This window comes from Citrobacter sp. Cb080, from assembly GCF_030334745.1.
In the GTDB taxonomy this organism is placed as follows: domain Bacteria; phylum Pseudomonadota; class Gammaproteobacteria; order Enterobacterales; family Enterobacteriaceae; genus Citrobacter; species Citrobacter braakii.
This window is the reverse complement of record NZ_JAOWDG010000028.1, coordinates 37272-58505: the sequence shown is the minus strand read 5'-3', so window position 1 is coordinate 58505 and position 21234 is coordinate 37272. Positions and strand designations below refer to the sequence as shown.

Below are 21234 nucleotides of genomic sequence, written 5' to 3'. Positions count from 1 at the left end.
GTCTTATCCCTAAGACGAATAATGGTTACATTCGAGGGCAACCCTACACGAAGTCCAACAACCTGTCTCCAGGATAAGCACGCAAAGTGAAAACAGGTAGTTGAACCTGATTAAACCATGAGCCAGCGCGCGAACAATACAGGGATTCAGTTGTCGGAATACCCGATTATCCATTAAAATGGATCGGATCAATATAAGCACACAAAGGGGGAAGTGCTTACTAATTATGAAACATAAACTACAAATGATGAAAATGCGTTGGTTGGGTGCAGCAGTTATGTTAACGCTGTACACATCATCGAGCTGGGCGTTCAGCATCGATGATGTTGCAAAACAAGCTCAATCCTTAGCCGGTAAAGGCTATGAGGCGCCAAAAAGTAACTTGCCCTCCGTTTTCCGCGACATGAAATATGCGGATTATCAGCAGATCCAGTTTAACCGCGATAAAGCCTACTGGAGCAATCTCAAGACCCCATTTAAGCTCGAGTTCTACCACCAGGGTATGTACTTCGACACGCCGGTCAAAATCAACGAAGTTACCGCTACAGCGGTGAAAAGAATCAAATACAGCCCGGATTATTTTAATTTTGGCGATGTTCAGCATGATAAAGACACGGTAAAAGATCTCGGTTTCGCCGGGTTCAAAGTGCTGTATCCGATCAACAGCAAAGATAAAAACGACGAAATCGTCAGCATGCTCGGTGCCAGCTATTTCCGTGTTCTGGGGGCAGGGCAGGTCTACGGTCTGTCTGCGCGCGGTCTCGCGATTGATACCGCTCTGCCTTCTGGCGAAGAATTTCCCCGCTTCCGTGAGTTTTGGATCGAGCGTCCGAAACCGACTGACAAACGTTTGACCATTTATGCCTTGCTGGATTCTCCGCGCGCAACCGGAGCGTATCGCTTTGTCATCATTCCGGGTCGTGACACGGTAGTCGATGTTCAGTCCAAAGTTTATCTGCGCGACAAAGTGGGCAAGCTGGGCGTGGCACCGTTAACCAGTATGTTCCTGTACGGACCAAACCAGCCTTCTCCGGCGACCAACTATCGTCCGGAACTGCATGACTCTAACGGTTTGTCGATCCACGCTGGCAACGGCGAGTGGATTTGGCGTCCGCTGAATAACCCGAAACATCTGGCGGTGAGCAGCTTTGCGATGGAAAATCCGCAAGGTTTCGGCCTGCTGCAGCGTGGCCGTCAGTTCTCGCGTTTTGAAGATATCGACGATCGTTACGATCTGCGCCCAAGCGCCTGGATCACGCCAAAAGGTGATTGGGGTAAAGGTAAGATTGAGTTAGTTGAAATCCCAACTAACGATGAAACGAACGATAACATCGTTGCGTACTGGACGCCGGATCAACTGCCTGAAGCTGGTAAAGAGATGAACTTCAAGTACACCCTGACGTTCACGCGTGACGAAGACAAGCTTCATGCCCCTGATAGCGCCTGGGTCCAGCAGACTCGTCGTTCTACCGGTGATGTAAAACAGTCTAACCTCATTCGTCAGCCTGATGGCACCATCGCGTTTGTGGTGGACTTTACCGGCACGGATATGAAAAAGCTGCCGCAGGATACCCCGGTTACCGCACAAACCAGTATTGGCGACAACGGCGAGATCGTTGAAAGTACTGTGCGCTACAACCCGGTCTCTAAAGGTTGGCGTTTGGTATTGCGCGTGAAAGTGAAAGACGTGAAGAAAACCACTGAAATGCGTGCTGCCTTGGTCAATGCCGATCAGACGCTGAGTGAAACCTGGAGCTACCAGTTACCTGCCAATGAATAAGACAACTGAGTATATTGACGCAATGCCGCTTTCGGATATCGAAAAAGCGGCACTGCCGAAAACTGACATCCGCGCCGTTCATCAGGCGCTGGATGCCGAGCATCGTACGTACTCGCGCGAAGATGATTCACCGCAGGGTTCGGTGAAAGCTCGCCTGGAGCAGGCGTGGCCTGATTCTCTGGCCAAAGAGCAGTTGGTTAAGGACGATGAGGGGCGCGATCAGCTGCAGGCGATGCCAAAAGCAACGCGTACCTCTATGTTCCCCGATCCCTGGCGTACCAACCCGGTTGGCCGCTTTTGGGATCGCCTGCGCGGGCGCGATGTGACTCCGCGTTATCTTTCGCGTTTGACGAAAGAAGAACAGGAGAGCGAGCAAAAATGGCGTACGGTTGGCACCATCCGCCGCTATACGTTGTTGATCTTAACGCTGGCGCAAACGGTCGTCGCAACCTGGTATATGAAGACGATCCTTCCGTATCAGGGTTGGGCATTCATTAATCCTGTTGACATGATGGGGCAGGATTTATGGGTCTCCTTTATGCAACTGCTGCCCTACATGCTCCAGACCGGCATTCTCATTTTGTTTGCCGTGCTTTTCTGTTGGGTTTCAGCAGGATTCTGGACCGCGCTGATGGGCTTCCTGCAACTGTTGATTGGGCGAGATAAGTACAGTATCTCCGCCTCAACGGTTGGGGACGAACCGTTAAATCCCGAGCACCGGACCGCGTTGATTATGCCGATCTGTAACGAGGACGTTGACCGCGTATTCGCGGGACTTCGCGCCACGTGGGAGTCGGTCAAAGCGACGGGCAACGCCGAGCATTTTGATGTTTACATCCTGAGCGACAGCTACAACCCCGATATCTGCGTAGCAGAACAAAAAGCGTGGATGGAGCTGATTGCCGAAGTGCAAGGCGAAGGGCAGATTTTCTACCGTCGTCGTCGTCGTCGCGTGAAGCGTAAAAGCGGTAACATTGATGACTTCTGCCGTCGCTGGGGAAATCAGTACAGCTACATGGTGGTGCTGGACGCTGACTCCGTGATGAGCGGTGACTGTCTGAGCGGGCTGGTGCGCCTGATGGAAGCGAATCCAAATGCCGGGATTATCCAGTCTTCACCGAAGGCTTCCGGTATGGATACGCTGTATGCACGCTGTCAGCAGTTTGCGACCCGTGTTTATGGTCCGTTGTTTACCGCTGGACTTCACTTCTGGCAATTGGGGGAATCGCACTACTGGGGCCATAACGCGATTATTCGCGTGAAGCCGTTTATCGAACACTGTGCGCTTGCGCCGTTACCGGGCGAAGGCTCGTTTGCGGGTTCGATTCTCTCCCACGACTTCGTCGAAGCGGCGTTGATGCGTCGTGCCGGCTGGGGCGTGTGGATTGCTTACGATCTGCCGGGCTCTTATGAAGAGCTACCGCCGAACCTGCTGGATGAACTCAAGCGTGACCGTCGCTGGTGTCATGGCAACCTGATGAACTTCCGTCTGTTCCTGGTGAAGGGGATGCACCCGGTTCACCGTGCAGTGTTCCTGACCGGCGTTATGTCCTATCTGTCCGCGCCGCTGTGGTTTATGTTCCTCGCGTTATCGACTGCATTGCAGGTGGTGCATGCGCTGACTGAACCACAGTACTTCCTGCAACCGCGCCAGCTGTTCCCGGTATGGCCGCAGTGGCGTCCTGAACTGGCGATCGCGCTGTTTGCTTCTACGATGGTGCTGCTGTTCCTGCCGAAGCTGCTGAGTATTTTGCTCATCTGGTGTAAAGGGACGAAAGAGTACGGCGGGTTTATCCGCGTCACGCTGTCGCTGCTGCTGGAGGTTCTGTTCTCCGTGCTGCTGGCGCCGGTACGTATGCTGTTCCATACCGTCTTCGTCGTGAGCGCCTTCCTCGGTTGGGAAGTGGTGTGGAATTCACCGCAGCGTGATGACGATTCCACCCCGTGGGGTGAAGCATTTATGCGTCACGGTTCTCAGTTACTGCTGGGGCTGGTGTGGGCGGTAGGTATGGCCTGGCTGGATCTGCGTTTCCTGTTCTGGCTGGCGCCGATTGTCTTCTCGCTGATCCTGTCGCCGTTTGTTTCCGTGATTTCCAGCCGTTCCACGGTTGGGTTACGTACCAAGCGCTGGAAGCTGTTCCTGATCCCGGAAGAGTATTCTCCGCCGCAGGTGCTGGTTGATACGGATACCTATCTGGTGATGAACCGCAATCGTACGCTGGACGACGGCTTTATGCATGCGGTGTTTAACCCGTCATTTAACGCACTGGCAACGGCAATGGCGACTGCACGTCACCGCGCGAGTAACGTGCTTGAGATTGCCCGTGACCGCCATGTGGAGCAGGCGCTGAACGAAACGCCGGAGAAACTAAACCGTGACCGCCGTCTGGTGCTGTTGAGCGATCCGGTGACGATGGCGCGTTTGCACTATCGCGTCTGGAATTCACCTGATAAGTATTCTTCGTGGGTGAATTACTACCAGGGACTGACCCTGAATCCGCTGGCGCTCAGGAAAAAGTAAGCGCTATGTAACGTGAAAATACCGGCCTGGTGCCGGTATTTTTTTATACTAAATAAAAGAGCCGTGAGGTATCAGGTGCGAATATTGGCAGTGGCAATCATGGTGTGCTTGCTGAGCGGATGCGGCAGTATTATTAGCCGAACTATCCCAGGGCAAGGGCACGGAAACCAATACTATCCTGGCGTGCAATGGGATGTCCGTGACTCCGCGTGGCGCTACGTCACCATCCTCGACCTGCCATTTTCGCTGGTGTTTGATACCTTGCTGCTCCCGCTCGACATTCACCACGGACCTTACGAGTAAGCTATCGCTCATCCCATTCATCGGCCGCGGTCTGACCCTCTTCGGTATCCAGGGGAGGTTCCAGCTGGAATTCACCTTCATCCCATTCGTGAAGCGTGTTTTCTTCCTGCCACTCCTGACGGATCTCAATTTCATCATAGTCGCCATCAAAAACGCTTTGGGCCGCTTCACCACTCAGCATTGGCAGGCATTCACCCTCGCCCTCATCCTCATCAGCAAAGAATTCCGCCTGCCACATAATGTCACCATCCTGTAGCACGTATTTTTGTACGCTTAGCTGTTGAACGCTGGCTTCGTCGGGCTCAAGGTCAGGGTTATCAGCCAGAAATTCTTCACGAGCGGCATCAATGGCTTCTTCCAGCGTGGCATACATGGTCATCAGAGTCTCCCTTTGATTTAATGAAGTATTCAGGGAAATAATAGTTGATTCTCCGATATTGCAAGTATGAATGCACAAAAATCATCCCGTGGCCTCAGTGTTCCGGCGACGGCGCAGACTATTCCACGAGTAGAAAGCGTTAAACAGTACGACGCCCGCGGTCACGCAGAAGACGGCGCGAAAACCGTAGTTGGCGGAAATTGCCGCCCCCATTAACGGTCCCGTTACGTTACCGATATCGCGAAATGACTGGTTATAACTGAAAATACGCCCGGCGATCTGATTGGTTGAGTTATAGACCAGCAGCGTTTGTACTGCCGGGAGCAGAGCCCCATCAGCGGCCCCCAATAAAAAGCGCAGAACGGCAAGTTGCCAGGGCGATTGTACAAACGACATTGGAATAAGCAGCAGCACGGAGATGACCAGAGCAACAATCAGGATCTTCTCCGGGCCAATTCGATCACCTAATTTGCCAAGTCGCGGGGCGCTAATTAACGCAGCCACGCCCGGTACGGAAGCAATCATCCCGCTGATAAAGGCGATGTTACTGACGTTGCCAGCCAGCTCTCTAACGTACAGCGTCAGAATTGGCGCGATGGACCCGGTTGCCACCTGGATTATCAGCGTTGTGACAAACAGGCTCAGCACCAGTTTGGGATTTTTTAACGAGGCCACGACTTCGCGAATGTGCAGCATCTCTTTCTTGCTCACCGGTTGGAAACGTTCGCGAATAAAAAATAGCGTCAGGATAAAACAGAGCAGCAGTACGCTGGCGGTGATGAAAAATACCGGGCGTAGTCCGTACTGATCCGCGAGCAGCCCGCCAGCCAACGGTCCAAGCAGTGCGCCGCTGACGCCGCCGGTGGAAAGCGTTCCCAGCGCCCAGCCGCTTTTATTGCGCGGAACCTGGGTGGCGATCAGCGCATTGGCGTTGGGAATGAAACCGCCGAGCAGACCCAACAGGGCACGCAGGACCAGGAACTGCCAGATATTTTGCGCCAGCCCCATCAGCAGCATCACAATAGCCATACCCAATGCGGAACGCAGCAGCATGATTTTTCGCCCTTTGCGATCGGCAAGGCCACCCCAGAAAGGAGAGGCGATGGCGGAAAAGAGAAAAGTGATGCTGAAGACCAGACCTGACCACATATTCAGGGCGCTATGACCCGTGACGCCGAGACTCTCGACATAGAGGGGCAAAAAGGGCATGACCAGGCTAAATGCTGCACCGGTTAAAAAACAACCCAACCAGGCAACGGTGAGGTTACGTTTCCAGTTTATGGGAGCATCTGAGGGTGACATAGCGTTCCGCAGTGTGGCGCGCTGTTTGCGCTATCGATTGAATATAAGCAAGCAGGCTAATTATGCGCCTGGTAGATAGTGGCTGCAATGCGGATAGCAGTTAAACCTAAAGCGGGCAGGGAAGGTGTTGCAGTCCACAGGACTGCAACCGTGCTTTAGTACAGGGAAGGTGAACCTTCAGGACGCGTCTTGAAACGACGGTGTAGCCACATGTACTGATCTGGGGCCATCATGATGCATTGCTCAACAATCTTATTCATCCACGCAGCCGTAGTCTCCGCGTTGTCTAACGGCGGTGAACACTCCGGAGGCAGCATAATCAATTGATAACCTTTACCGTCAGGTTTGCGGCGGGGAACAAACGGTACCAGGCAGGCATTCGACATGCGTGAAAGCATCCAGGTCCCGGAGGTTGTTGCGGCCTGTTCAACAGCAAAAAGCGGGACAAATACGCTGGCGCGGGGACCGTAGTCATGATCCGGCGCATACCAGACCACTTCGCCTTTTTTCAACGCTTTAATCATTCCTTTCAGGTCTTTACGATCGAGCATTGATTTATTAGAGCGCATACGGCCCCAGGTTTGTAGCCAGTCGAGCAGTGGGTTGTCGTTAGGGCGATATACGCCTATCCCCGGCTCCTGCAAACCAAACTGACGCGCACCCAGTTCAAGGGTCAGAAAGTGCAGACCCACTAACAAAATTCCCCGTTTTTGCGCCTGAACGTCGCGGATATGTTCCATCCCGATAACTTCCGTCCAGCGTGAAATGCGCTTGTCAGACCAAAACCAGGCCATTCCGGTTTCCATCACGCCCATGCCCACGGACTCGAAGTTCTTGATGATCATCTGCTGGCGTTCCTGCTCGCTCATTTGCGGGAAGCACAGTTCCAGATTACGGGAAACAATTTTTGCCCGACGTTTCATCAAACGTAATGCCAGACGACCTAATGCGCAGCCCAACTTGTAAAGAACCGGGTAGGGTAACTGCACGATTAACCAAAGGATGCCAATGCCCAGCCAGGTTAACCAATAACGTGGATGCAGTAACGCAGCCGAAAACTTGGGTAAATTCGTCATGTCTATCCTGTCTTCAAACGACCAATTGCCTGTATTGTCGCATTTTTTCGCGCATATCAAAAATTTGTGACGGGAGAACGGTGATTAAACCAGCAATTGTTGTTGCACTTTTATATTGGAGTAAGAAATGTAGCGTAAAATGTGTGGATGTAAATTGGCGGTGTTTGCTTTATTATGCCGCCGATTTTCATTTTCTCCCTATTTGCAGGATACGTACACCATGCCAGTGTTACACAACCGCATTTCGAACGATGCGCTCAAAGCCAAAATGTTGGCTGAGACCGAGCCGCGCACGACGATCTCATTCTATAAATATTTCACCATCGCCAATCCTCAGCACACGCGTGATGCGCTGTACCAGATGTTCACTGCATTGAACGTCTTCGGGCGCGTTTATCTTGCCCATGAAGGAATCAATGCGCAAATCAGCGTACCGCAAAGCAACGTCGAGGCATTCCGCCAGCAGCTTTATGCGTTTGATCCCGCATTCGCCGGGTTACGTCTGAATATCGCGCTGGATGATGATGGTAAATCGTTCTGGGTGCTGCGCATGAAAGTGCGTGAACGCATCGTGGCGGATGGTATTGACGATCCGCAATTTGACGCCAGCAACGTAGGTGATTACCTGAAGGCGGCGGAAGTAAACGCCATGCTGGACGATCCTGACGCGGTATTCATTGATATGCGCAACCACTATGAATATGAAGTGGGCCATTTCGAGAATGCGCTAGAAATCCCGGCAGACACATTCCGCGACCAGTTACCGAAAGCCGTTGAAATGATGCAGGCGCATAAAGATAAAAAAATCGTTATGTATTGCACGGGCGGGATCCGTTGTGAGAAAGCCAGCGCCTGGATGAAACACAACGGATTTAGCAAAGTCTGGCACATTGAGGGCGGTATTATTGAATATGCCCGCAAGGCGCGTGAACAGGGGCTTCCTGTGCGTTTTGTCGGTAAAAACTTCGTTTTTGATGAGCGTATGGGCGAAAGGATTTCTGAAGATGTTATTGCGCATTGTCATCAGTGCGGAACGGCGTGCGACAGCCATACTAATTGCAAAAATGATGGCTGCCATCTGTTGTTTATCCAGTGTCCGGCCTGCGCGCAGAAGTATAACGGCTGCTGTAGCGAGTTGTGTAGCGAAGAGAGTAAGTTGCCGGAAGAAGAGCAACGTCGTCTTCGCGCCGGACGTGAAAATGGCAACAAAATCTTTAATAAGTCACGCGGTCGCCTGAATACCAAACTGGGTATTCCGGACCCTGCGCAATAGTCATCATGCCGGATGGCGGCTTTAGCCCCATCCGGCAACTCATACGTTACTTCTGTTGGACGCCTTCCACTGAGATGATCAGATCGACTTCCTGAGACGCCGGGCCGAGATCGGTGGTGATGTTGAAGTCCTTCAGCTTAATTTTACCTTGTGCTTCAAAACCTGCACGCGTGCCACCCCACGGATCGCCGCCCTGACCGATCAGCTTCGCATCCAGCGTAACCGGTTTAGTGACGCCGTTCAGGGTGAGATTACCGGTGATATCCAGGTCATTCCCCTCTTTCTTCACGCTGGTAGAGCTAAAGGTCGCCTGCGGGAATTTGGCCACGTTAAGGAAATCTGCGCTGCGCAGGTGCTTGTCGCGTTCGGCGTGATTGGTGTCAACGCTGTTGGTGTTGATGGTGACGTTAACCTTATCGGCTGCGGGATTTTTCTCATCAAAGGTAAAAGTCCCGTCGAAATCTTTAAATGTGCCGTACAGCCAACTGTAACCCAGGTGCTGAATACGGAAATTAACAAAGGCATGCTGTCCTTCTTTGTCAATTTTGTAATCTGCCGCCAAGGCTGACCCGGTGGTGAATAACAGAGAGGCGAGTGTAAGTCCCAGCAGGTTTTTTTCATTTTAAGCTCCATAGTCAGATGACGATTTTCCCAACATGCGATTCAGGGTATCGTCGTTATCGATAAAGTGATGTTTCAGGGCCATCAGTCCGTGCAGAAGCGATAAAACCACCACAGTCCACGCAAGCCACAGGTGCAGACTACCGGCGAGGTCGGCCTGAGCGCCCGCATTGGCAAGGGTGGCAGGAATGTCGAACCAACCAAATACGCTTATCGCTTTGCCATCAGCGGTGGAAATCAAATACCCGCTAATGACAATAGAAAAGAGCAATGTGTATAGCGCGAGGTGACCCAGTGCCGCCGCGATGCGGGTGGAACGGGAATAACTTGCCAGCGCAGGAGGAGGAGGGGAGATCAACCGCCAGACGACGCGGATAACCAGCCCCATCATAAGCACAACGCCGATGCTTTTATGCAGTTCAGGGGCCTGGTGATACCAGCCGTCGTAATAGCTAAGCGTGACCATCCACAATCCCAGCGCAAACATGCCATATACAGCAATCGCAATCAGCCAGTGTAAAGCGGCAGACACCACGCCATAGCGTTGTGGAGTATTATTGAATTGCATAAGTGCACCGTTAGATATTTCAGAAGTGAATGAAAATGGCGCGTAAAAGACATTAATGCAACTAATAAATAACAATAATGGTGATATTTGTTTTTGATTCAATAAAATTGATTGAATTGTGAAGTAATCATCAAGGAATTAGTGGGGGTGGATGACATTAAGGCTTGTTTTCAGGGTGTTTAAGGTATTTTTCTTGTTCAGTTAATTACAATGAAAATTAAGTTAATATCAGTTTATGTCAATTAGTGTCAGCGTTGCGGGTTCAGAAAAACATAATATATATCACATCCATAATTGCCAGCAGCGACCATAAAATAATGTAGAGCATAAGATGCTCGCGAATATTATTAACCAGATAGTGAAAGATGCGGCGCATCAACGTTATTCCTGTCATTAAAAATGGCCTCACCAACGAGGCCATTCATTTATTATCGCTTAAAACGACTTAGCCTGAAGGGCGTCAGGTCAAAGTCAGACGATTTGTCCTGGGCGAAGTCTGCCGCAATCTCTCCGAGGACGGAGGCAAACTTAAAGCCATGTCCGCTCAGCCCGGTGATGATCAGCGTGTTGTCATGCTCCGGTAGAGTATCAATAATAAAGTCTTCATCTGGTGAGTTATCATAGGTGCAGGACGCACCGTGCAGACAGCAGCCTACGCCTGGCAGAATTGTGCGCAGGAATGGGAAGGCTTCAGAACCATCGCTGGCTACAGCGGCAAACGGCTTGCGCTCTTCTGCCGAATGAATTACCTGTCCGCCATTGTGCTTACCAATTTTTAGCTCGTCATTTTCTGCCGGGAAACCGTAGAATTGATCGCCATTTGGTAGCTCCCCGGTGAAGGCAGGGAAGTTATTCTTAACGCTGTAACGCCCATCGGCTTGATACCAGGCGAACACTTTGCGTACCGGTTGTATCGGTAGTTCAGGGACTAATGCCTGTACCCAGGTTCCGGCGCTGATCACCGCTTTTTGCGCGTGATAGTCACCATCGGCGGTTTCTACCGTGACGCCATCATCACTATGACGAATTGCGCTGACCGGGCATTTAAATAGCTGCGCACAGCCTGCTTCTTCCGCCAGACGGATCCAGGTTTTAATCGCTAACTCACTACGTAAAAAACCAGACTCCGCTTCAAACAAACCGATATAGTTTTCAGGTACGCGAATCTCTGGCCAGCGCGCCATAATGGCTGCTGCATCCAGTTGTTCAACATTGAGTTGCCACTGTTTTGCGCTTTGCGCCGCGGTCGCTAAGAAGGTTGAATCTGCCGGACCAAGGTTGATGACACCAGAGCGCACAAAAATCGGCTCTTCATTTTGGGTGGATAATTCATCCCATAATGTTTGCGCACGCAGCACCAGCGGAACATATTTTTCACCTTCGCCATAGGCATGACGAATTAATCGAGTGTCGCCGTGGTGGCTGCCCTGCTGATGCGGTGGCATATGCGCATCGATCATCAGAACCTTCAGACCGGCGCGAGTGGCATAGTATCCGGCTGCGGCGCCCACGGAACCGCTGCCAATTATGATTAAGTCGTATTTCATCCGCTTCTCTCTGCAATCGCGATAGTAGCAGGGTAAATAAGTGACCCGGAATATTCAACCTGGAAATAAGAAAGGCACCGGAAAGGTGCCTTTTGATGGTTGGATGTATCAGATTTAATGTCGCTGATACTCATTTACCTGGTAATCGCCGGATTCAATTTTAGCGATTCCTGCTTCTAATATCGAAATAAATTGCCTGGCAACATCAGTGGTTAACCAGAGCGTTTGACCAACTTCAGTCCCATCCGGGTCTGGACGATTCGGGGTCTGGTAGTGCAAACGCAGCATCAGCGCATCGTAGCTATCAACAGTGCTGATGTCCCATCCTACTAACGGATGAGTCTGAATGACTTCATTATTCTTTTCCATCATGCCCCCTAATTCGTGTTACTAGACAACGGTTTTCGAGGTTCAATGCGTTTTTTCTGAAGCAACTTCAGTATATCAATAAATAAGGGTATTCATTGAAAATTTAAAGAGGTAAGCACATAAAATTTTCGTTTTCAGCGTTATCTGACTAACAAACCGACATGTTATTCATTTTTTTTAAGCATGTTGCACAATTATTTTGGTGTTGTGGTTAAAAGATAGCCAGGAATTTATTATTAAAATATCAGTTTGCCAGAAGGAATGAACTATTGATTAAAAGATGGTGTGTATAAAAAAGCCGGGGCGACCCGGCAAACAAACATCACTGCATATCATTATTTATTCATTGATGAACCAGTCATCCGCGCTTTCCCAGGTCTCCTGGAGGATCTCGCTGATGCGTTCTTTATCCTCTTTGGTGGCACCAATAACCGACAGATTGTTTGCGCCGGCATAACGGACGGTAACGTTACCTTCGTTATCCGGAAAATGGTGCTGAATACGGCGGGAGAGTTCACCTGCCAGCGCGTCAATTGCACCAGCAGGTAAAGGTGAAGTTTTGGCAATAGTGACTTCAATACGCATAGTAGCCCCCTGTGGAATATACTGTTTATTTATACAGTTATTCTCGCCAGTTGGCTACACTTTTTTTAGCTTTTCACGGACCAGTGTACCGTTTCGCCACCCAGGAAAGGCACCAGCGTATCATCTTGCAGCGCAATGCTCTCTGGGACCTGGTGCTGCACGCGTTCCAGCTCAATAAAGGTTTCATTCACCGGCAAACCGTAGAACTGTGGGCCATTGAGTGAGCAGAAGGCTTCAAAATGGTCCAGTGCATTCATCTCTTCAAACACGGTGGCATAACTGCCCAGTGCGGTCGGCGCATTAAAGCAGCCCGCACAGCCACAGCTTGACTCTTTGCGATGACGCGCATGCGGCGCTGAGTCGGTACCGAGGAAGGCGCGGTTAAACCCGCTGGCGACCAGCTCACGCAGCGCCTGTTGATGGACGTTACGTTTGAGGATCGGCAGGCAGTACAGATGAGGGCGAATCCCGCCGACCAGCATGTGGTTGCGGTTAAACATCAGGTGCTGCGGCGTAATGGTCGCCGCCAGAAGGTCATTGCCGTCGCGCACGTATTCGGCAGCATCTTTAGTCGTGATATGTTCGAACACCACTTTCAGCGCAGTTAAACGCTGACGCAGTGGTTCCATTACCGTCTCAATAAAGCGCGCCTCGCGATCGAAAATATCGATATCCGCATGCGTCACTTCGCCGTGCACCAGCAGAGGCATACCCAATTTTTCCATCCGTTCCAGCACTGGCATGATGGCATCAATAGAGGTTACGCCATGCGTCGAGTTGGTGGTGGCATTGGCCGGATAGAGTTTTGCGGCGGTGAACACGCCTTCGTTGAATCCACGTTCCAGCTCATTGGGATCCAGCGTATCCGTTAAGTAGCAGGTCATTAATGGCGTGAAGTCGTGTCCGGCAGGTACCGCGTCAAGAATTCGCTGGCGGTAAGCGATAGCCGCGTCCACCGTGGTGACGGGCGGAGCCAGGTTCGGCATGACAATGGCGCGGCCATAAACTTCGCTGGTATAGGGCACGACAGTTTTTAACATGTCGCCATCGCGAAAGTGAAGATGCCAGTCGTCTGGGCGGCGGATCTTTAAAACCTGGGATGGTGCAGTCATCAATATGCTCCGGCTGAGGATAGTCTTTTTTGCCGGAAACAAAGGATAAGCGGAAACGTTTTCGTTTGCACGAAAAAAAAGGGCGCATCGGCGCCCTCTGTCATATTAGTCGGTGAACGGGATAATGATTTCTCCCGGTTTCACCTCAATGCCTTTCGCCAGTTTTTTCGCCAGCGCTTCCCCCTGGCTGCTGTCATCCCGCAGAATGTACGCTGGCTGCTGGTTGAAATAGTTGCGCAGCGACTGATTTAAATAAGGCATCAGCGTTTGCAGTACCGACTGCATTTTTTCCGGCGTGACGGTAGCGTCCACGACTTCCATTTCTTGCAGATAAATCGCGCCTTTTTCTTTATTGAAAACCGGTAAGGCTTTTAGCTTCAGCTTCATGGTCGCTTTCTGACTGCCAAACAGGGAGTTCATGTCCAGGTTGGCGTCTCCGGTCAGCGTCACTTTATTGGGTTCTTCACGGCCTATCTGGCTGGCGAGATTGTTCAGTACGATATGTGCTTCAGCGACACCAGGCAGACCGATATCTTTTGAAAAGTTATTATTCTTCGCCAGGGCCTGATTAATCTCTTGCTCGCTAACCGTGTATTGCGTGAGTTGATTACAACCAACCAACAGGCCGCTGACAATTAGTGCAGCGGCAAAAAAAAACTTTTTCATGGGGTTCCTCAACATGATGCTTGTGGTGTAATCGTGACACAAAGCATCATCGAGCACCAGCGCTGCGGGTAACAGCAGAAAAAACTGAAAAATGAGCGTACACCAGATTGGCTATCAGGCGTCAGGCTCCAGCATACCACGCGTTGGGCGTTTGAGACTGAATTGCCAGCCCAGCGCCAGGAAAGTGATGAAGCCGATAATACCGAGCATCATCCAGGGCAGCTCCGGTTGTGCCAGGGCTTTACCCATGTCAAACAGCCAGCCGCCGCCGATATAACCAATGGCGCCGCCGATGGCGAGTCCCAGTCGACTGAAACCCATATAGCTTCCCCGTGCCCGTGCATTCGCCAGCGAGGCGCTCAGGGGTTCACGCGCCGGTTCGGCGATGATTGAGCCAATATAGAACGTGCAAATCAGGGTGAACAACTGCTGCAAATTTCCGACCAGGCCGATGGGCATCATGCTTAAAGACATCACCAGCAGACCGGCCATCAGGCGATGCTCAAGGCGAAAGCGTTTTTCACTCCAGCGGGCAATCGGGTAGAGCAACGTTAAAGAGAGGCACGCCTCGATGGCATACATCCATTTCACAGCGGCCGGTGAGCCAGCGATGTCGTTTACCATTATTGGCAGCATCAGCATCACTTGTACCGCCAGCATGTAATAGCCCGCCAGCGTCAGCACATAAGTGACAAAGCGCTTGTCATGCATCACATGGCTCATTCCTTCGCGCACCGGAATTTTCACCGTCGACAGCTTCCATGCCGGAAGTAGCCAGGCGTTAAACGCCGCGCACAGAACGAACAAAATTGCGCCGGTGGCACACACCAGACGGAAATCGTATTGCAATAACCAACTGCCGAGCAACGCGCCAACCACGGCCCCGGCGCTATCCTGCATCATCAGAATAGAGAAAAAACGCCCGCGCTTTTCCGGACGGATCAGTTTGACCACCAGCGCCGAGCGGGGAGGGTCGAACAACGTGCCGCCCAGCCCGGAAAGAAAGCAGGAAAACCACAGCAGCCACGGTTCATGGGCAATGCCCATGGTGGCGAATCCGGCAGCGCGCATCAGCATGCCGGTGACGATCATCGGTTTTGCCCCGAAACGGTCAGCAATAGCACCGCCGAAGATACCTAAACCTTGCTGGATAAATTGACGTAATCCAAGCGCGATACCGACCATCACGGCGGCCCAGCCCATTTGATCGACGAAACGAATTGAGATCAGCGGGAAAACGACGAAGAAACCCAGCACGACCAGCATGTTATCGATAAGAAGGAAGTATTTACCCAGGTTCCTTGCCTGCGAGACTTGCGACATTTCCCCTCCAGGGAAAAACTCGTCACTCTGGATAGAGTTTAAAAGATAAGCACCTCCTATTCTGCGGTGTCGTCATCGCTTTTCCCACCCTTCGCGGGACAATATTTTTTTATCAAAAGTCCGTCTTGATAGAGAGTTTTCATCAAAATGTGTGAATAATTCAAAAAATGGCATTTTGCTCTTTTCACAGGGCGTATTTGCGCAGGTATAGTAATGCGAATAGCGTATTGAAGACGTTACGGGAAGGAGTAGGTATAGAATGTTTGGCTATCGCAGTAACGTGCCAAAAGTGCGCTTAACCACGGACCGCCTGGTCGTGCGTTTAGTGCATGAGCGTGATGCCTGGCGTCTGGCAGATTATTACGCAGAAAATCGTCATTTCTTAAAGCCCTGGGAGCCTATTCGCGATGAAAGCCACTGTTATCCATCAGGCTGGCAGGCGCGTCTGAGCATGATCTCTGAGTTTCATAAACAGGGCACCGCTTATTACTTTGCGCTGCTCGATCCGGAAGAAAAAGAGATTATTGGCGTCGCGAACTTCTCGAACGTCGTGCGGGGATCTTTCCACGCCTGTTATCTCGGTTACTCCATTGCGCAGAAGTGGCAGGGGCAGGGGTTGATGTATGAAGCCTTAACCTCGGCCATCCGCTATATGCAGCGCACGCAGCATATTCACCGCATTATGGCTAACTACATGCCACATAATAAACGCAGCGGTGACCTACTGGCGCGACTGGGTTTTGAAAAAGAAGGGTATGCCAAAGACTACCTGCTGATTGACGGGCAGTGGCGCGATCACGTGCTGACGGCGTTGACCACATCAGAATGGACCCCCGGCCGCTAAGTTTCAGATGCAGCCATGATTAATGGAGAAGACGATGAAATACGAATTAACCGCCACCGAAGCACGGGTGATTGGCTGTTTATTAGAAAAACAAGTGACTACACCTGAACAGTATCCGCTCTCCGTTAACGGAGTCGTAACCGCCTGCAATCAAAAAACGAATCGTGAACCCGTGATGAACCTGTCGGAATCCGACGTGCAGGATCAGCTTGATAACCTGGTGAAACGGCATTTCCTGCGTACGGTGAGTGGCTTTGGTAATCGCGTCACGAAATATGAGCAGCGTTTTTGCAACTCTGAGTTTGGTAATCTTAAGCTCAGCGCGGGGGAAGTCGCGCTCATTACCACGCTGTTGCTGCGCGGCGCTCAAACACCAGGTGAACTGCGTAGCCGCGCCTCCCGGATGTACGAATTCAGCGACATGGCCGAAGTAGAGTCGACACTGGAGAAACTGGCAACCCGGGAAGATGGTCCTTATGTCGTTCGCCTGGCGCGTGAGCCGGGCAAACGTGAAAGCCGTTATATGCACCTGTTTTGCGGTGACGTTGATGAAGCGATGACAACGGTAGATGAACTTCCGGCAGCTTCGGGCGATCTACAGGCGCGCGTTGAAGCGCTGGAAACAGACGTCGCGGAGCTTAAGCAACGGCTTGATTCCTTGCTGGCGCACCTGGGAGACTGATGTGAATAAATTACGTATCGGCGTTGTCGGGCTCGGCGGGATTGCGCAAAAGGCCTGGCTGCCCGTGCTGGGCGCTAGTGCAGACTGGACGCTGGAAGGGGCGTTTTCACCTTCGCGGGAAAAAGCGCAGCGTATCTGTGATACCTGGCGGATACCCTACGTTGATTCACTGGTTAATCTGGCGCAAACCTGCGATGCGGTTTTCGTCCATTCCAGTACCGCAACGCACTATGCGGTGGTCAGCGAACTGCTGAATGCCGGGGTTCACGTGTGCGTGGATAAACCGCTGGCGGAAAACCTGCGCGAGGCTGAACAATTGGTGGAGCTGGCCGAGCGGAAAAAGCTGACGCTGATGGTGGGGTTTAACCGTCGATTTGCGCCGCTGTATCAGGATCTCAAATCCCAGTTGGGCAATGCGGCGTCCGTACGCATGGATAAGCACCGGACGGACAGCGTCGGGCCGCACGATCTGCGCTTCACTTTGCTGGACGACTATCTGCACGTTGTCGATACCGCATTGTGGCTGGCGGGAGAGAAAGCGCAGTTAAATAACGGTACGCTGTTAACCAATGACTCCGGCGCGATGCTCTATGCGGAGCACCATTTTTCTGCCGGGCAAATGCAGGTAACGACCAGTATGCATCGCCGCGCCGGTAGCCAGCGCGAGAGCGTGCAGGCGGTGACGGATGGTGGCCTGATTGACGTTACGGATATGCGGGAATGGCGGGAAGAGCGCGGGCAAGGTGTGGTGCACAAGCCGGTAGCAGGCTGGCAAACTACCCTGGAGCAGCGTGGTTTTGCCGGATGCGCACGTCATTTCATTGAGTGCGTGCAAAATCAGACGGTTCCCCAGACGGCAGGTGAGCAGGCGCTCCTGGCCCAGCGCGTTGTCGAAAAGCTGTGGCGGGAGGCAATGGCTGAATAATCCCCTGTAACATCTGGCGGTAGTAATTCATTGTAATCCAGGTACTATATGCCAACTCAAAAATAACACCTCTTTTCAACCATAGGCTGGTTTGTCGGCCTGATAAGACGCTACGGCGTCGCCATCAGGCACAGCAAAAGTGCCGGATGGCGGCGATCATGCCTTATCCGACCTACGGGCAGGTTTGTCGGGGTTTTGCCTCAGAGTCTGGAATACAACATAGATGAATTTATTAAAGTCGCTGGCAGCCGTCAGCTCGATGACGATGTTTTCACGTGTGCTGGGTTTTGCGCGTGATGCGATTGTCGCCAGAATCTTTGGCGCAGGGATGGCGACTGATGCCTTTTTTGTGGCGTTCAAACTTCCTAACCTGCTGCGCCGAATCTTTGCTGAGGGCGCTTTTTCGCAGGCGTTTGTGCCTATTCTTGCCGAATATAAAAGTAAGCAGGGTGAGGATGCGACCCGCGTCTTTGTCTCTTACGTTTCCGGGCTGTTGACTCTGGCGCTGGCCGTGGTGACGGTCGCTGGGATGCTGGCTGCCCCGTGGGTGATTTTAGTCACCGCGCCTGGGTTTGCCGACACCGCGGACAAATTTGCGCTGACCACTCAACTGCTACGGATCACCTTTCCGTATATTCTGCTGATCTCGCTGGCTTCGCTGGTGGGTGCGATCCTGAATACCTGGAATCGCTTTTCCATTCCGGCGTTTGCGCCGACCTTTCTGAATATCAGCATGATCGGTTTCGCGCTGTTTGCTGCGCCTTATTTTCACCCTCCGGTGCTGGCGCTGGCGTGGGCCGTTACCGTTGGCGGTGTGCTACAGCTGATTTATCAGCTTCCGCACCTGAAGAAAATTGGCATGCTGGTGCTGCCGCGCGTGAACTTCCGTGATGCGGGGGCGATGCGCGTCGTCAAGCAAATGGGCCCGGCGATCCTTGGGGTATCTGTCAGCCAGATTTCACTGATCATCAATACGATTTTCGCTTCATTTCTGGCCTCTGGCTCAGTGTCATGGATGTATTATGCTGACCGTCTGATGGAGTTTCCGTCTGGCGTACTTGGCGTCGCGTTGGGGACTATCCTGCTGCCCTCGCTGTCCAAAAGTTTTTCCAGCGGTAATCATGATGAGTATTGCCGTCTGATGGACTGGGGCCTGCGTTTGTGTTTTCTGTTGGCATTACCGAGCGCCGTGGCGTTGGGGATTCTGGCCAAACCGCTGACGGTTTCTCTGTTCCAGTACGGTAAATTTACCGCCTTTGACGCAGCGATGACGCAGCGCGCGCTGGTGGCATATTCGGTAGGTTTGATTGGCTTGATCGTGGTGAAAGTGTTGGCCCCTGGTTTTTATTCGCGCCAGGATATTAAAACGCCAGTCAAGATTGCCATTGTCACGCTGATTATGACCCAGGTAATGAACCTGGCGTTTATTGGGCCGCTGAAACATGCCGGGCTGTCGCTGTCGATTGGTCTGGCGGCGTGTCTGAACGCTTCACTGCTGTACTGGCAACTGCGTAAACAGAAAATTTTTACCCCACAACCGGGTTGGGCCTGGTTCCTGGCGCGACTGGTGATTTCTGTGCTGGTGATGTCGGCGGCGCTGGTTGGGATGCTCTACATCATGCCGGACTGGTCGCAGGGAACGATGTTATGGCGTCTGCTGCGTCTGATGGCCGTTGTGGTGGCAGGTATTGCTGCTTACTTCGCTGCGCTCGCGGTGCTGGGCTTTAAAGTGAAAGAGTTTGTGCGCCGGACGGCGTAACCGATTAATGCCGGATGGCGGCATGACGCCGTATCCGGCCTACAAAACGCGTAGGCCTGATAAGCAAAACGTTATCAGGCTAGCATCAGATAGAGAATTTTTTCCCGCCGCGGTGCGCAGCAGAGGTTTGACCGTTTGCGCCATACAGCGCCGGTTCCTGGTGCGGTTTCAGCACTTGAATCGCTTGTTGATTGCGCTCGATCTGCCCTTCCAGCAGCCAACCGTTGTGCTGGTTGAGTTCGCGTAGGTCCTGTGTTTTCCGGGTAATGGTCTGCCAACGCTCGGCAATTTCATCATTGGCGCTGCGCGTGGCGTCATGCTCCAGACGGCGCTGCTGCTCCAGATAATCAAGGGTTGCCAGCAAAGAGCTTTTTTCTTCTGTAATACGCTGTAGCTGGCTGCCGTTAATATATCCTGCGGAAAGCTGCTGCTGTTCAGCATCCATTACCGTTTTCAGGTCATTGAGGACGGTCGTCATCTGGTCAAGTATTTCTGACAAACGAGTCATACTTTATTTACTCTGTAAGTAGCTCTGCGCCTCGCGGATCAGCGAGTCGGCAATTTTTCCGGTGTCCATTTTCAGCTCGCCATTACGGATTGCGGTTTTGAGTGCTTCCACGCGTTCCATATTGATGTCATTGGTGCCGGGCTGCATCAGTTTGGCCTGGGCGTCGCTCAGCATGACGCTGGTGCTGGTGGTGGCGGTGGTTTTTTCCTTCCGCGTTTTTTGTACCGGCGCATCGCTGGTTTCACGTGGCTGAACGGTACTTACTGGCTTCAATGGTGAGGTACGATCAATGCTCATTTTGTTTATCCTCATCGAGGGGTTACGCTATAGCGGCCCGCTGTAATCATTGGTTGTTTATCTATCGGCACACGCTAAAAAATCTTTAACCTATTATAGGTTAATAAGAATATTCCCATCAGAATCGACGACACCGCTCACCACCTGGCCTGAAATCATCCGTACTCGGGCATTCTGGGCGACGGCGGCATTGTTCAGCGCTTTACCTTCGGCATTCACCCGAAAGCCATCTCCGTTGGCGATAACCAGGACGCGCTGACCGGCCTTGATTCGCCATGCCTGGCGCAACATGGAAAGCTGTATCGGCTGACCTGGCACCAGATCGCGCAAGCTTACGGCATCCTGCACCTGATTCATATCCAGCACGGCGCGCGGAGGGAGTTGGTCCAGTCGACCTCGTTTTAGCGTTACGCTGGCCGAAGTCAGGGCGCTACCCCGAGCGACGGGCGCGGCGGCAACAACGTAGTTTCCCGTGGCCTGCACGTTCACCTGCAGATAACGTTTCTCGTTGGCGCAGCGCGCCAGCACGTTCACATTACCCCACAATTTTGCACTCCCGGACACGCTTAATGCTGGTTGTTCGCAGCTCGGCAATAAGTTTGGCGACGTTCGGATAGTAACGACGACCTCATCGCTAAATCCGGCCAGACGCTGGGAGAACCATGCCGTCAACTGTGAATTCAGGTCTTGCGCCAGCGTCATAGGACTGAACAGCAGTGCTGCCACGACGACTCCACGTTTAAACGTTTGCATCAAAACCTCGCGCTTTTTCAGGTAGTGACAGGATTCTACCT

At 52.1% G+C, this 21234-nt stretch carries 23 protein-coding genes; 8 read left to right on the top strand and 15 right to left on the bottom strand.

Annotation, left to right across the window (positions count from 1 at the left end; all coding sequences use genetic code 11):
• Positions 1-244: 244 nt before the first annotated feature.
• The 3 genes from mdoG (at position 245) to OGV38_RS03735 (ending at position 4604) form a co-directional block, all read left to right on the top strand.
• The gene (gene mdoG, locus OGV38_RS03745; protein WP_087121841.1) at positions 245-1780 is read left to right on the top strand and encodes a glucans biosynthesis protein MdoG; all 1536 of its coding nucleotides are present in this window, start codon (positions 245-247) and stop codon (positions 1778-1780) included.
• Entirely contained in the window at positions 1773-4301 is a 2529-nt protein-coding gene (gene mdoH, locus OGV38_RS03740; protein ID WP_019076449.1) for a glucans biosynthesis glucosyltransferase MdoH, read from the top strand. The genes mdoG and mdoH overlap by 8 nt, the downstream gene beginning before the upstream one ends.
• A gap of 75 nt (positions 4302-4376) precedes the next feature.
• Positions 4377-4604: a YceK/YidQ family lipoprotein gene (locus OGV38_RS03735; RefSeq protein ID WP_016152609.1), complete on the top strand. Its 228-nt coding sequence runs from the start codon at positions 4377-4379 to the stop codon at positions 4602-4604.
• A gap of 1 nt (position 4605) precedes the next feature.
• Here the strand turns inward: OGV38_RS03735 and OGV38_RS03730 are convergent, their stop codons facing one another.
• The 3 genes from OGV38_RS03730 to OGV38_RS03720 all read right to left on the bottom strand — a co-directional run bounded on the left by OGV38_RS03730 (position 4606) and on the right by OGV38_RS03720 (position 7361).
• Complete coding sequence (locus OGV38_RS03730) at positions 4606-4983, bottom strand: MysB family protein (RefSeq protein WP_016152610.1); 378 nt, start codon at positions 4981-4983, stop codon at positions 4606-4608.
• Positions 4984-5064: 81 nt separating this feature from the next.
• Complete coding sequence (mdtG, locus tag OGV38_RS03725; RefSeq protein WP_016156180.1) at positions 5065-6285, bottom strand: multidrug efflux MFS transporter MdtG; 1221 nt, start codon at positions 6283-6285, stop codon at positions 5065-5067.
• A 155-nt stretch (positions 6286-6440) separates the two neighbouring features.
• Positions 6441-7361 (bottom strand): Kdo(2)-lipid IV(A) acyltransferase, encoded by a 921-nt coding sequence (locus OGV38_RS03720; RefSeq protein ID WP_019076458.1) that lies wholly within the window; start codon positions 7359-7361, stop codon positions 6441-6443.
• A 220-nt stretch (positions 7362-7581) separates the two neighbouring features.
• Here OGV38_RS03720 and trhO point away from each other — a divergent pair, with 220 nt between their 5' ends.
• Complete coding sequence (gene trhO / locus OGV38_RS03715; RefSeq protein WP_016152613.1) at positions 7582-8634, top strand: oxygen-dependent tRNA uridine(34) hydroxylase TrhO; 1053 nt, start codon at positions 7582-7584, stop codon at positions 8632-8634.
• 46 nt (positions 8635-8680) lie between these two features.
• Here trhO and OGV38_RS03710 read toward each other — a convergent pair whose 3' ends face one another.
• The 9 genes from OGV38_RS03710 to mdtH all read right to left on the bottom strand — a co-directional run bounded on the left by OGV38_RS03710 (position 8681) and on the right by mdtH (position 15425).
• The gene (locus OGV38_RS03710; RefSeq protein WP_286472973.1) at positions 8681-9244 is read right to left on the bottom strand and encodes a YceI family protein; all 564 of its coding nucleotides are present in this window, start codon (positions 9242-9244) and stop codon (positions 8681-8683) included.
• 12 nt (positions 9245-9256) lie between these two features.
• Positions 9257-9823: a cytochrome b gene (locus tag OGV38_RS03705; protein WP_049040632.1), complete on the bottom strand. Its 567-nt coding sequence runs from the start codon at positions 9821-9823 to the stop codon at positions 9257-9259.
• A 262-nt stretch (positions 9824-10085) separates the two neighbouring features.
• The gene (locus tag OGV38_RS03700) at positions 10086-10199 is read right to left on the bottom strand and encodes a YceO family protein (RefSeq protein WP_003036148.1); all 114 of its coding nucleotides are present in this window, start codon (positions 10197-10199) and stop codon (positions 10086-10088) included.
• A gap of 52 nt (positions 10200-10251) precedes the next feature.
• Positions 10252-11370: an N-methyl-L-tryptophan oxidase gene (gene solA / locus OGV38_RS03695; RefSeq protein ID WP_047501073.1), complete on the bottom strand. Its 1119-nt coding sequence runs from the start codon at positions 11368-11370 to the stop codon at positions 10252-10254.
• A gap of 114 nt (positions 11371-11484) precedes the next feature.
• Complete coding sequence (gene bssS / locus OGV38_RS03690) at positions 11485-11739, bottom strand: biofilm formation regulator BssS (protein WP_003036154.1); 255 nt, start codon at positions 11737-11739, stop codon at positions 11485-11487.
• 339 nt (positions 11740-12078) lie between these two features.
• Positions 12079-12324, bottom strand: a complete 246-nt coding sequence (gene dinI, locus OGV38_RS03685) for a DNA damage-inducible protein I (RefSeq protein ID WP_003036157.1) — start codon at positions 12322-12324, stop codon at positions 12079-12081.
• 65 nt (positions 12325-12389) lie between these two features.
• Complete coding sequence (pyrC, locus tag OGV38_RS03680; protein WP_103283707.1) at positions 12390-13436, bottom strand: dihydroorotase; 1047 nt, start codon at positions 13434-13436, stop codon at positions 12390-12392.
• 105 nt (positions 13437-13541) lie between these two features.
• A complete protein-coding gene (locus tag OGV38_RS03675; RefSeq protein WP_016152618.1) occupies positions 13542-14102 on the bottom strand; it encodes a lipoprotein in 561 nt (186 codons plus the stop codon).
• Between the two features lie 114 nt (positions 14103-14216).
• Positions 14217-15425: a multidrug efflux MFS transporter MdtH gene (gene mdtH, locus OGV38_RS03670; protein WP_286472951.1), complete on the bottom strand. Its 1209-nt coding sequence runs from the start codon at positions 15423-15425 to the stop codon at positions 14217-14219.
• 259 nt (positions 15426-15684) lie between these two features.
• Between mdtH and rimJ the strand changes: the two genes are divergently transcribed.
• From rimJ to murJ, 4 genes are all read left to right on the top strand, one after another.
• Positions 15685-16269, top strand: a complete 585-nt coding sequence (gene rimJ / locus OGV38_RS03665) for a ribosomal protein S5-alanine N-acetyltransferase (RefSeq protein ID WP_006685101.1) — start codon at positions 15685-15687, stop codon at positions 16267-16269.
• Between the two features lie 34 nt (positions 16270-16303).
• Entirely contained in the window at positions 16304-16951 is a 648-nt protein-coding gene (locus tag OGV38_RS03660; protein WP_049040969.1) for a YceH family protein, read from the top strand.
• 1 nt (position 16952) lies between these two features.
• Positions 16953-17876, top strand: a complete 924-nt coding sequence (locus OGV38_RS03655) for a Gfo/Idh/MocA family protein (protein ID WP_047415318.1) — start codon at positions 16953-16955, stop codon at positions 17874-17876.
• A gap of 223 nt (positions 17877-18099) precedes the next feature.
• On the top strand, positions 18100-19635 hold the full coding sequence (gene murJ, locus OGV38_RS03650; RefSeq protein ID WP_016152622.1) for a murein biosynthesis integral membrane protein MurJ: 1536 nt from the start codon (positions 18100-18102) through the stop codon (positions 19633-19635).
• Positions 19636-19720: 85 nt separating this feature from the next.
• On the opposite strand, the gene flgN is transcribed toward murJ, so the two are convergent.
• From flgN to flgA, 3 genes are all read right to left on the bottom strand, one after another.
• Positions 19721-20143, bottom strand: a complete 423-nt coding sequence (gene flgN, locus OGV38_RS03645) for a flagella biosynthesis chaperone FlgN (RefSeq protein ID WP_016152623.1) — start codon at positions 20141-20143, stop codon at positions 19721-19723.
• Positions 20144-20146: 3 nt separating this feature from the next.
• On the bottom strand, positions 20147-20440 hold the full coding sequence (gene flgM / locus OGV38_RS03640) for a flagellar biosynthesis anti-sigma factor FlgM (protein WP_016152624.1): 294 nt from the start codon (positions 20438-20440) through the stop codon (positions 20147-20149).
• Between the two features lie 93 nt (positions 20441-20533).
• Positions 20534-21193, bottom strand: coding sequence for a flagellar basal body P-ring formation chaperone FlgA (gene flgA / locus OGV38_RS03635; RefSeq protein ID WP_016156187.1), 660 nt, complete (start codon positions 21191-21193; stop codon positions 20534-20536).
• Positions 21194-21234 lie beyond the last annotated feature (41 nt).